The sequence below is a fragment of the Candidatus Arthromitus sp. SFB-mouse-NL genome (assembly GCF_000709435.1).
GTDB lineage: Bacteria > Bacillota > Clostridia > Clostridiales > Clostridiaceae > Dwaynesavagella.
In genome coordinates, this window is sequence record NZ_CP008713.1 from 1,538,508 (window position 1) to 1,550,978 (window position 12,471).

General features: G+C 32.8%; 15 protein-coding genes. All 15 read right to left on the bottom strand.

Going from position 1 to position 12,471, the window contains the following annotated elements:
* Positions 1-94: 94 nt before the first annotated feature.
* Positions 95-526, bottom strand: coding sequence for a phage holin family protein (locus SFBMNL_RS07395; protein ID WP_042295094.1), 432 nt, complete (start codon positions 524-526; stop codon positions 95-97).
* A 189-nt stretch (positions 527-715) separates the two neighbouring features.
* Positions 716-2,428 carry a phage tail-collar fiber domain-containing protein gene (locus SFBMNL_RS07400; protein WP_042294070.1) on the bottom strand — a complete coding sequence of 571 codons (1,713 nt, stop codon included), beginning with the start codon at positions 2,426-2,428 and terminating at the stop codon, positions 716-718.
* The gene (locus SFBMNL_RS07405) at positions 2,428-3,273 is read right to left on the bottom strand and encodes a hypothetical protein (protein ID WP_042295096.1); all 846 of its coding nucleotides are present in this window, start codon (positions 3,271-3,273) and stop codon (positions 2,428-2,430) included. Before SFBMNL_RS07405 ends, SFBMNL_RS07400 begins: the two co-directional genes overlap by 1 nt.
* 4 nt (positions 3,274-3,277) lie before the next feature.
* Positions 3,278-4,042 carry a hypothetical protein gene (locus SFBMNL_RS07410; protein ID WP_042294066.1) on the bottom strand — a complete coding sequence of 255 codons (765 nt, stop codon included), beginning with the start codon at positions 4,040-4,042 and terminating at the stop codon, positions 3,278-3,280.
* A complete protein-coding gene (locus tag SFBMNL_RS07415; protein WP_042294063.1) occupies positions 4,029-4,745 on the bottom strand; it encodes a phage tail protein in 717 nt (238 codons plus the stop codon). Before SFBMNL_RS07415 ends, SFBMNL_RS07410 begins: the two co-directional genes overlap by 14 nt.
* Complete coding sequence (locus SFBMNL_RS07420) at positions 4,742-5,833, bottom strand: baseplate J/gp47 family protein (protein WP_052341885.1); 1,092 nt, start codon at positions 5,831-5,833, stop codon at positions 4,742-4,744. Before SFBMNL_RS07420 ends, SFBMNL_RS07415 begins: the two co-directional genes overlap by 4 nt.
* A 1-nt stretch (position 5,834) precedes the next feature.
* Positions 5,835-6,113 carry a hypothetical protein gene (locus tag SFBMNL_RS07425; RefSeq protein WP_042294060.1) on the bottom strand — a complete coding sequence of 93 codons (279 nt, stop codon included), beginning with the start codon at positions 6,111-6,113 and terminating at the stop codon, positions 5,835-5,837.
* Between the two features lie 4 nt (positions 6,114-6,117).
* Positions 6,118-6,570 (bottom strand): phage tail protein, encoded by a 453-nt coding sequence (locus SFBMNL_RS07430; protein WP_042294057.1) that lies wholly within the window; start codon positions 6,568-6,570, stop codon positions 6,118-6,120.
* Positions 6,560-6,766, bottom strand: a complete 207-nt coding sequence (locus SFBMNL_RS07435) for a hypothetical protein (protein WP_042294055.1) — start codon at positions 6,764-6,766, stop codon at positions 6,560-6,562. The genes SFBMNL_RS07430 and SFBMNL_RS07435 overlap by 11 nt, the downstream gene beginning before the upstream one ends.
* A complete protein-coding gene (locus SFBMNL_RS07440) occupies positions 6,766-7,689 on the bottom strand; it encodes a phage late control D family protein (RefSeq protein ID WP_042294052.1) in 924 nt (307 codons plus the stop codon). Before SFBMNL_RS07440 ends, SFBMNL_RS07435 begins: the two co-directional genes overlap by 1 nt.
* A 2-nt stretch (positions 7,690-7,691) precedes the next feature.
* The gene (locus SFBMNL_RS07445; RefSeq protein WP_052341884.1) at positions 7,692-7,949 is read right to left on the bottom strand and encodes a hypothetical protein; all 258 of its coding nucleotides are present in this window, start codon (positions 7,947-7,949) and stop codon (positions 7,692-7,694) included.
* Positions 7,939-10,905: a phage tail tape measure protein gene (locus SFBMNL_RS07450; RefSeq protein ID WP_042295098.1), complete on the bottom strand. Its 2,967-nt coding sequence runs from the start codon at positions 10,903-10,905 to the stop codon at positions 7,939-7,941. The genes SFBMNL_RS07445 and SFBMNL_RS07450 overlap by 11 nt, the downstream gene beginning before the upstream one ends.
* A 327-nt stretch (positions 10,906-11,232) precedes the next feature.
* Complete coding sequence (locus SFBMNL_RS07455) at positions 11,233-11,565, bottom strand: hypothetical protein (protein ID WP_042294048.1); 333 nt, start codon at positions 11,563-11,565, stop codon at positions 11,233-11,235.
* Positions 11,562-11,942: a hypothetical protein gene (locus SFBMNL_RS07460; protein ID WP_042294046.1), complete on the bottom strand. Its 381-nt coding sequence runs from the start codon at positions 11,940-11,942 to the stop codon at positions 11,562-11,564. Before SFBMNL_RS07460 ends, SFBMNL_RS07455 begins: the two co-directional genes overlap by 4 nt.
* A gap of 8 nt (positions 11,943-11,950) precedes the next feature.
* Positions 11,951-12,469, bottom strand: a complete 519-nt coding sequence (locus SFBMNL_RS07465) for a phage major tail tube protein (RefSeq protein ID WP_042294044.1) — start codon at positions 12,467-12,469, stop codon at positions 11,951-11,953.
* Between the last annotated feature and the right edge of the window lie 2 nt (positions 12,470-12,471).

Below are 12,471 nucleotides of genomic sequence, written 5' to 3' on the forward strand. Positions count from 1 at the left end.
ACTCCTTTATATTATATAATTCAGTAATAATTTGTATTTTTTTTACTTAATGACATAGTTAGAGAGGTATGTGAGTAATCACATACCTCTCTTCTTATTTTTTATTTTTAAAGATCTTTAAAGCCTGAGATACCATATGGGTTATGTCTAATCCCATTAGCTTACTATTTTCTAGGATCGATATAATCTCGTTGAGTACAAAAGCTATAACAATGATATCTTTTATATACTTAACATGCAGTCCCATACCTATTAGAAAGTTTTCGACTATCACTGCCACCCCAACAAGTAATAACATATTAATCTTTTTAACTAGTCCCTTATACCCTATATGACTTGATAACCCTCCGTCACCATGCTTAGATTTATCGCTTATCGCAAGAGATAACCCCAAAACATAATCGACGCACATAACAAGTATTAATGTCCTTATCGCAAAATCTATTCCAATCCAAAGACTTAACCCTGTCGCAAAAACTAATATTAAAATTAGTAATCCAATTTTTACAAATCTACTATTCTTCATTTGTCCCCCCCCTTACATAATTTTCTATTTTTTTGTCTAATCTCCGAAAAAACCACCTCACCATTTAACCTGTAAGCCTATTGTTTTAATATTTTAATGTAATAACACTACTGCAATAAAAATCCTCTTAAAATGCCTATAAACGCATAATAAGAGGATTTGCCATATATAATAAAAATTAGCTGCAATTTAAGCTAATAATATAACAATACAAACTTTTATTTGTCCTGTAGAGCTAGTATTTATCGTCATAGTAAATTGCTGACTTGCATTATAATATCCATCATTATAATTGAAACTGAACATTGAGTTTTCGGTTGTATAAATAGATTTTTTAAATACAATATTAGCTGATTGTGCTAAACTTAAAGTTAAATCACTCCTCTTTGTTAGATAAGTACTATCCCATACAACCGTGTTTTTACCCCCTCCAGAATTCCAAAAGTTTGCCCACAAGGCACCGAGAACACGCCCTGAATCCATTGAGCCAGTGACACCAAATATATTAACTCCTTTTTTGATATTCTCGGGCGATAGATTACCTTTTGGAAAAGATAATCTAGCATTATTATAATACCCGTTACTAATTGTCGGAGTAATCAAATTATTCCCACTTATTGTCGGAGCGGATATACTCCTATCACCTGAGTAAGTACTAATATTACCTGTTATTTTGCTGCCTCTTGCATAAGCAGTTTTACCCGATAATATATCTGAGGCTACTGCATTAGCATCATTTGTATATGTACCTCTAACACCGTAAATATCAATCCCAGCCTTTATAGACTCAGGATAAAGATTGTGTCCAAAAGATACTGTAGCGTTTTTATACAAACCATCTGGGATGGTAGGACTCTGTAGCCTACTGTTGATTATTGATGGGTTGCTTAACTGTATATCTCCTGTATTTGCAATCATCGATCCAGTAATTTTTTGTCCATTAGCGTAAGCTGTTTTACCTGGCATAATATCATCGCTCGTTGCTGTCGCATCATCTGTATAAGATCCAACAATCCTATCAATCTCTTGATCATCTCGTGTTATGACAACTGTTACCCCTGCTCTTAAGGTGTCAGCTGTCAATCCGGTGACCGATATATCACCAGTCCCCTCGATCTCCATATCAGCCCAGCCTGTACCAGTCTTATACTGGAGTTTTTTTCGGTCTACCACATATCTAAAATCATGTACTCCACTATCATTGAGGATTGACAAAAGTTTATGATTGTTAATTTCGGATTCTGCGGCCTGCCCTGTTGGTATATCTATCCACGCTCCATTTTTATTGTATTTTAACTTAGCTTGGGTCTCATCAAACTTTAATCCATGTTCTCCATTTGCACCTAAAATATCATTTGTTATGTGCTCGCTTATATCAGATTGTATTCCATTAATATAATCCATAATCTCGTCTGATAGCATTGATAATCTTATAGATGCATCAGGTATATCTACCTTGCTAAATACAATCTCAACATTTGCAGCATTTCCTACCGCAACTACAAATTGTATGGTTTGGCTAAATGTTTGACCTCCTTCATTCGGTGTTAAGTAATCAAATTTATCACCAGCATTAAGATAAGCATAAAGTATTTCCTCTCCATCGATTTCAGCAAAAATACCGACTTCACGGAACTTAAAAGCATCCGTTACATGATCGGTATTTATATTAATATCTATAATTGCTTGCTTACCATCACCTCGTACACCTACTATATCAGCATCGCTTTTGTAGTTAATAAGCTCATCCAAATTAGCAAGATTATCTGGATCTATTACCTCACCATCACCTATTTGAGCTTTAGTAAATCTCATTTGTTTACCTGCTACCACGTGACTTACAAACTCGTAACTCTTAGTAGTCAATACCACATACTCAAAAAATAAGTTCTTATTTTGCACTATTGACCTCCTGTGTATAGAGCACCATATACCCAATCACTGCCGTTATGCTCAAAAATAAAATTATACTTACCCGCATCGCCTTGATACCCACTACCAAAATAGTACTCAGTGCCAAAATCAATATTAACTCCATCTGATACATCAGCTTGTACTAAAATCTGACTGAAGGTACTATCATCTATAGTAGGTAAAATAATATTAGTATCGCTACTAATATTAGTCCTATATATTTTATTAGTCTCCAGCGTAATATTACCATCAACCGCTGTTATCTCTATTACATCGGATGCTCTCTCTAGTCTATCAACTTTTGTTTGTATTCCATCTATTAAGTCAACCTTACTTTTATACTCAGTTGTAAAATCATTAGATGATAAACTTTTACCGTTAACTTTATCTACCTTAGTATCTAAAGTAGTATTTAAAGCATCTATACTCTCTACTTTTTGCTTTAACTCATTAGTAAAATTATTATCAGATAAAACCTTATTGCCGTCCTTATCAACTTTAGTGTCCAGTGTCGATTGGATTGTTGTTATGTCTGTTGTCACATTTGCAATCGAGTCAACTTTGACCTTATATTCGTCGGTAAAATCATTAGATGAGAGACCTTTACCATCCTCTTTGTCGACTTTATCTTCCGTCGATGTTGATATCGTATCCTCTAAATTATCAAGCTTAGTTTTATAAGCGTCTGTAAAATCATTACTGGACAGTCCTTTATTCCCATCCCTACTCACTTTTTGAGTATCTAAAGTCTCCAATTGATCCTCAATCTTATTAAGTTTTGCAGCGTCAACTATAGTAACATTATCAATCCGCTCAGTTTTTGTATAACTCATTTTCTCACTCCCCAACTTTATATTCATTCACACGGAATTTATTTACGACAGATCTATGTATTGTAATATCAATACCATAATCTTTGGCATCTGCTAACACCTCTTGCATTATCTGTTCGTAGGTTAAAGCCTTGTTCCATACTCGTAGATCATAATGTGTTACATTATCCTCAGATCTATTAGCGGATAATCGCCTATTAAAAGCATGAGTGTCTATATTAGCATGTCCATTACCGTTAAACCCTTTTTTATCATCAGGTTGTATAAGTTCATGTGTTTGATTACCATTTACATATATCTTCACAGGCTCTGTTTTTGACACGACTACAATTAAGTTATAAATTTTATCAACATCAGTTACAAAACCAGGTGGACCACCTACTATTGATACTATAGCTTTGTTATCATTGTTGATACCCCACAAATAGGTTTCACGTGCTCTATCTCCAGATCCGTTCTCAATCCGCATACCTACTGTAGAGCGTCCCCAAGCTAAATTCAAAAACCCTCTCCAATCAGCTTTAGCATGTATCTTAAAAGTATAACACATTGTAAATTCTTGCCAGCCACTCATGTCATAGTTAAACATACCATATGTACCAGGTACAGTTTTTATACCATTATCTACTACCTCTGGATCTCCAGTCCAAGACACAGATATGCCGCCGCGTGGAAATTGGTCTAAATTCTCTATGTTTTTGCCCCGGAAAAATAATTTAGGTCTCATGCGTAGATTATCACTTAATAATCTAAAACTATGTATTATCATTTATCTCACCTACCTTCATTGCCCCACACACAAAACGTCCTAAAATAGCTTTATAATTTATTGGATTAATTTGCACTTTAATTTTTTTACATCTCTTAATGCCAATACCAATAAAAAAAGAAGACTCACACGAATCTTCCATATAAGGCTTTACGTTAACGCTAAAATTTTTAATCCTGTTAATACCGATACCGAAGTATGTATTGGTATTAATATTGTGTTTGATACACACACCATCTAACCAAGTATCAGCACTCTTAACCCATGATAATGATGATAAAAATCTACCATAAGCCTCTAAAAAAGCTTTATCAAAAACTACATCATTAATAGTTATTTTAAACCTATGATGAGATCCACCATAATCATACCAATTGTCTATAGATCCAGCGGATCCCCAATAATCATGTATGAGCTGTAATATTGCACTTTCAGTCCCTAGGTTTTTGTATGTAGATCTGTAATTTTTTATTATATTAGCTTTATGCTTTATCGGCAGAGCGGAATCATACCATACAATTGACCTATCTTTAGCTATCTCATCAAGTACCCTATCATCAAACTGATCTAAATTATGCATTAAAAATAATCCATTATATACGTCATCTATCTCTTTTATATACTGATCTATAACCTCAGATAAACATCTACTAAAATCATCTTCTCGCAAGAGCTTAGGTAATAATTTATATAATCCTATCACACTAACCCTCCATATTTTATGGTTTTATCTCCCATAACTAACACCTTACCCACATTTTCCTTTGTAAATTCAGGCTCTTTTATATTAACTATATAGGCTCCTGCATTTAATATTCTTTTTTTTAAGTCATCAGGATTCAAATAAAGGTTTATATTCATTTTTTGGTACATTATAAATTCATCAATTGCTGTATTTACTTTATCTTGTATCTCTTTTTCATACATTTTGTCTGTATCTTTTATATAATAATCAAGATTGATGTTAAAGCTATAAGTGTCAGGTATAACAACCCTCAATGTAGTTGTATTAGGATAATTTTTAGTTTTATCAAACATATCCTTAATCCTATTAATATTGACTTCTGTCGGCAACTCTCCCGTTTTAAGTACTGGTTTTATCTCGACAACCCCAGGTTCGGGTGTAGTTATTAATACATCTGATATATCTGCATCAGATTTAAGTGCCCAATACTTATAAGCCAGTACCGGTCCTGCGGTTGAATATTGAGCCTCTGCTATCTTTAAGCGAGCTCTATATGATTCGTCATCTTCAACATCGCTCCCCCCAGAGCTCTTATTAATATTAGATACTGAATCCAAATAAGGTAAAACATCGACAAATCTATTAATTAAACCAATATCTATATTATTGTATAATGTCCCAGGTAAAGATGCTCTACACTTAACTACTCCTTCTGTTTCATTACTTTGTATTATTAAATCATCTATAGTCTCAAACATCTGGTTATCCATCGTACTAACCCTAGTACCTTTAGGTATCTTATAATCTATGTTTTGAGATTTTGATAATATAAATTTACAGTCAACTTCTGAATAATTAGCATCAAGTCTTGGAGTATTTAAATCAATACCTTTTTGGTTAAGTGCAATCCCATAAGCTTCACTTAAAAAATTTTGATTAAACGCAAGATTCGCTCTCACTCTCTCTAGAGATATGATATAAGCGAGGGTAGAAATAAAAATATATCTTTGATCCCCCTCATATATCTTAACCTTGTATTTATCCTCCATTATAGATAGCATCTCTTTTAGTATCTTATCAGGATTAGTATCAAGCAACTGTAGCATATCAATCTCTCCCTATAATCTCTACGTTTATCTTGTAATCTCCTAGTCCATCTTCTTCAAGCGACAAACCTTTAAGTTTCGCTCTGGGTTCATATATATCAATATTACGATCTATCTCACTTAAGAGTAATAATTCAGCTTCTTCTTTACGTTTATCTAAGTATTCTCTCGATACTCCTATCTGTCTATTAAGAGGTATATCAAACATTCCCACGCTTATTAAATTACGTGCATTTTGTATAATCTGATCCTTATCTGCTATCTCCCAATTAATGCCCATATAATCACTCCTTTAACTTTGTTGATGCATCAGATTTATCATTAGATACTTTTTTACTTTTGCTATTATCTTGACCTGCAAACTCTTTAAAATCTACATTAATGGTAGCTGATATAATCGTTTTAGCATCACTGATCATATCACTCACACTGACTCCAATTACTATCCAATTACCACCATATTTTTTATTAGCTATATACAAACTATCCCTAACTCCAATCTCTGCATAACTTTTCCAGTCATTTATCTCAGCTTCTACGTCTACTCCAAGCTCTGCTATTAAATCAATTGTTAAAGATAAATCCTGTAATGATGCACCCTTTATATACATCTTAGACTTACTACCTTCCACCTCTTTTTCCTCATAGCTGAGTTTTACGCTGTTTGTGAATGAATTAAAAGTATATATTTGCTCATTAGATACAGTAAATATCTTATCTTTAAACTTACCTATCATTTATCTTACCAAGCACCACACCATCTCGGATTTCGGCTCCTGTAAAACCTACTACAACAGTATCACCCACCATAAGTTCTATTAAAGGCTGAACAACAACAGAGGGGAGGGGTGGAGATACTATATTGTTACGCTCAGGAAATACTACCCTTATTTTTGATCCCTCAAATGAGCTTATCTTACCCTTTATAACCATTACATAACCCTCCTTAATGCTAAATCCATAAAAAAATTGTTATCTAAATGTACTCTATTTTCTTCAATAAAATATTTACCATCATACTCATCAAATCCACTAATATTAACCGTATTCCCTGCCGCTATTGATGCATCTCCATCAATCTTAAGTATAATATTTTGATAATCTTGATTGATTTTATATAGTAAATTCTTAGCAAACCTCTGTCCCTCACCAAGGGAGCTTATGTATATATCACCTTCATACAGCTCCTTAGTCCCTCCTACAATATCCTCTGATACTTCCTCCACTTTGCCATAAGAGCTATTAATAACTAATTTTGAGTATTTATTATTTTGCTTAGTATTAACATTATAATTACCTAATATTTCATCTCGTTTAATTGTCTTGATCGGAGATTTAGACTCAAATATCTTATCGTTAAAGAGTATAATCCTTTTGTCAAATATCTTAATCGAATATCCTTCTCTCTCAGCTAGTTTGCCTAAAAGTGAGAAATCACCTGCGTGTTGCTCAACTCTACTATATACATAATTTATGGTGTCATAAGAATAATAAGTAAAACCATACCGTGAAGCTATATCATTAAAAATAGTATCTAAGGTCACATTTTCCCACACCCTTGTGGTATTAGTTTTAGACTTGAGATTTATAGACTTAGCTAAGATTTTAAATCCTCCTGGAGTAACCTTAAAATCATCAACAAACATAATCTTGGTACTGTACTCACCCTTATCACTTATATATATAACTTCAATCTCCTGGTCTATTTTAAGACCCCATTTTTCCCAGTCCTTGTCAATATTACTTAGATTAATTTCCAAGAGATCAACCTTACCTCTTGCATAATCTACATAGTCTACATCTCTTATTAATAAACTATCTGTTACATCTACATTATCAATAAGTACTTTAATCAAGTCTATCTCCTCCATGGCGGTAATGTGCTTGTATAATCTTTTTTAAGCTCTGGTATCTTGATTTGTATATCACAATCGATAAAACCATCTATATTCAGTTCTCTGTTAGCATAAATAAGACTATCCATATACTTTTCATCCTCATAAAATCTTAAGGATATTAAATCCCATGTATCATACTTACTTGTTGTATATGTATCTGTAATTTTAAATGTAGTATCTATAAGCTTAATATCTAAAGTTACATTATTAATATCCAAGACTTGCCCTCGCTTTCTCAATCTCAATCTCTGTTAAGAGCTCTCTAAGTTTATCTTTCAAATTATTTGCAGTTGATTCCAGGACCTTTTGTATATTATCATCTCCACCATTAACAGTAACATTAAAAGATAGATTTATATTATTGCTACTAGTGCTATTATTATATCCACCTGGTACTCCTCCACCAGTCGTATCCATACCTAATATACTGGCAGCTTGTCTTACTAAATCTTCCGACCTTTTATTGCCTGGTCTAAGTGGTATTGCTATCTCTGGTCCATCCTCACCAAATATAGATGGCTTATTAGCTATCCCACCTTTAGCGTACATTTTTACTCCATTATTATTGTTACCAACTGATACATTAACAGATCTATTGTTAAGATCATTAATTTTAGCATTAACCCCATTGATAGCATTATTAATATTAGATGCTGCTTGACTTGCAAAATAATCAAAATTATATGTAGCTCCTGTTAGTCCCTGAGTAGCTAATGTACTCTGCTGAGTCTTTAGCATATTATCTTCAACCGCCATAGCATCCATTTCATTGCTTTGTTTATGTGCATCAACGCTCTGAATACTATTATCAATGCTCATTTTATGTTCTTGTAATTTAGTATTGTATTTAGTGTAATCATCACCTAATATTTGTTCTTGTTGCTCACCTGTACCATACTGATTAACAATTGACCTTTTATCTCTTTCAGCGTCAAATCCAAGTGTTGTAAAAAATCTAGTAATACTATTTTCAAGCTCTCCCGTATTAATATTAATGTAATCCATAACCTTACCATAGGTTTCGTACATTTTAACAAGCTCTTCTCCCCGCAACCTCTCAATTTCAGCTAAATCTTGTGTATATTGAGATTCCAAGATACTTAATCTGTTTTCATACTCTTGTTTAGTTATCTTTTCATTATCTAAATCAAAAGTTAACATCTTTTTTTCTTCAACATTGTTAGTCTTCAGCAATTCTTTTTGACTTTCTACGGCTGCATTAAGTTCTTTTATAACAGGTACTAAATCTTCAGCTTTTGTATTTTTAACATCACTTTTTAAGGCAATGTATGCATCTATCTCATCAAGTGTAATCCCACTACTCTGCATATTAATTTTACTTATATTACGCATAAGATTATTAATCTCATTCTGCTCATCTTTTGTAAAACTTCTATTATCTTTTTGTGCCGCATTAGATATTTCAATAATCATCTGATTATTTTTCTCAACTTCATCTTTTCTGTTTTGGTTCTTATTTTTAACCTTATCAATTTCTTCATCTGTATATCCACGTTTTTTCGCTAGTTCTATATCCTCTTCTAATTTTTTATCCAAATTATTCTTAACTTCATCTACTATTAATTGTACTTCCCCTAAAAAAGTTGCTTGAGCTTCTGGAGTTATCTTAACTTCTGTGGCTGTTAATGCTCCTAATTTATTTTTAACGCTATCGATTTTACCTTCAATCTCTGCAAATTCTTTTCCGCCCTCCCCTAAAGACTCTCCAAGATAATCAAAAGATTTAACCATTTTATTTGTTTCTTTGTTAACTAAAGCTACTGCTAATCCAGCAGCTACCGCTCCTACGGCAAGTCCTCCAGATGCTAATAATCCTGTCTTTGTTAGTAATGGAGCTAACGATCTCAAACTTTTAGTCAATATGTTAGATGATTTACTAATCATAGATATACTACTACCAGCATCTTTAGCTATTTTAATACTACTAACCATACTCCTAATCTTAGATAAATATTTTAAACTCGACCCAAAAACCTTAAAAGATGGTCCTGCTAGTGCTGCTGCTCCAACTATACCCATCAATAACTGCTGAGTTTGTGGACTTAAATTATTAAATCTATCAAGCATACTATTAACCATCTCAAGACCTTGACTCAATATGGGTAAAAGATTTTCGCCCAATTTAGTAAGTGTGTTTTGTAACTTAACCCAAGTCTTTTGGATTTCATTTGCTTTAGAGCTATCCATCTCATTAAATGCATTATTTAAAGCTTCCGTGTTACTCTCCATCTCCTGCATTGTGCGATTAAATAAATCTGCTCCCTGTTCAGATCCCAAAATAAGCATAGCGTTTAATCCTTCTACGGATCCAAATAAATTTGCAAATCCTGCTATAGGACTATCAGCCGCAGTAGCTAGCATTTCTAAATCCGCTTTTTGTTTAGCTACTAAACCCTTAAGCTCTTTATATCTTGCTTTCCCTTCTTTGCTCTCACTATTTTCAAGGTATGACATTTCATTAAGGGTTGATTCATGTGCTTTTACAAGTTTTGCATACTCAGGAACTGCACTTTTAATAGCATCTTGTATATATGATGCAAACCCCATTAATCCTTTATCGCCTAAAGTTTTAGCATCAAAACTAATCCCTAAAGCTTTAGCTGCATTTTCTGCCTCTTTAGTAGGCTTAATAATATTAGATAAAGCTGCTTTAAGAGCTGATACACCCTCAGATGTTGCTATACCATTAGCAGTTAAAACAGCGAGACTCGAAAATAACTCATTAGTACCTAAATTTAATTGATTAAAAATAGGTGGTACTTTGGATACAGTTGTTGCAAGCTCTCCAAATGTTGTTTTACCCATATTCTGGGCAACAAGCATTTGATTAGCTATTTCGTTGGAGCTATCTGCTGCAAGTCCGTAGGAATTAAGTATGTTAGTGATCCCATCAATAGCAGTTGTCATATCGGTAAAACCACCCTTTGATGCCTTAGCCCCAACTTCCAAAACCTTAAATATATCATCCTCTTTAACACCTGCGGATAGTGCTTGATATATACTCTCTGTTACATCTTTATTGGCTATTCCAAACTCAGAAGAAAACTCTAAAGCCTTTTGCTTTAATCCTTTAAATTCCTCCCCTGTTTTATAAAGCATGGTATTTACTTTCCTCATGCCTGCATCAAAATCAATCGCAAACTTACCAGCCATAGTTGCTGCAGCAGATATCGGAGCTGTAACACCGAGAGTTAATTTATTTCCGATCGAATTAAATTTATCTCCACATTTTTTTAAAGATCCAAATTTTTGCTCAATCTTATCAAATCCACTATTTAATTTTTTGATTGCTGCATTAAAAGTAGAATCTAATTTACCAGCAAAATTAAATAAAGTCTCATATACCTTTCTGCTTGCTATTTTTAATCACCTCCAGTCTTGCTGATGCTATATCGGTAAATATTAAAAAATCCTCTAAAGGTAAATCCATAAGCTTTAGAGGATCGGTATGTAGTATGTTAGCTACATTAATTATTAATTTTAGTCTTTTTTTTTACTAATAATCTCTTTAGGTATAAAAAAGTTATCAATTATCTTAACTATACGTCTTTTATCTTTGCCTTTAATACGTAAAAACTCAACAAAACTAAGGTTTTTGTTGAATTTACAAGAGGATATAAAAAAAGCACATAACTTATATATAAGCTGTGACTCTGGTATCAAATATTCAACGTTATTATCTTGCATTAAATTAAAATATATCTTTTCAATGCTATTAAAATCTTTAATAGTAAGATCATATAAATCATATTCAAGGCATTTAATATACTTATCTCTGTTATCTTTAATCGGTTTATTAAGATTTAATATCATATATTATCACCACTTATACTATCGATCGTTTTAATGCTCTGTTCTAAAAATATATTTAAATAAAGAGATTTTATAGTAAATAAAAGATTTCGGGCATCCTCACCTTTTATATTTTCGATGTCTTTAGATGTTATTAAAAGCTTAGGATATTGTTTTTTAAGTATTACTTCCAGTACTGATGCGTGATAACAATTAGTATACTCACGCTGTACAACTGGTACAACATTACCATCGATAATCTTAGTATATCTCTTCTCGACCTCTATTAAATCACTTATAGTTAATTCATCTAGATCTATATTGATCTCCCCAATTTCTTCCACGCCAGTTGTAGTATGTATTATCAAAGGAGTACTAAATTTATAATTAAATATCATAACCCCACCTACATCTGATTAATGTAATTACGTGTTTGTTCTGCGTAATCAGTCCCGTTAATCCTATAAATATATTTTATTTTATCTATATTAATAAGCTCCTTACCATGTCCATCTACCTGCTTATAAGACAAAACTTCAAAAGTAGCACTAGCTGACATATTCTCACCATTTGTAATAGTTCCTATTTTATGACTTTTAGATCTAACTTGCATAAATAATTTATTACCATCCGCAGCAACTACACCATCGTCGCCAACAACATCTTTGACAAATGCCATCTTAATATCGTGCACATTTGGAGCTAACAAATGTATATTATTTTCTGTTGAGCTCCTGTATTCTATCGTTAGCGTTAACCCCTCAATTTTAGTAAAAGATGGCATATCTATTGTACCCATGATGCCTGATCCTTTAACTTCATAAGTTCCGTTTGTAATCTCTGGCAATTCAATAGACGTGACATCTTCTATATCTACATCATTAATCCTTATCTTATTAGCAATAACATCTCCACTTATTTTCATAC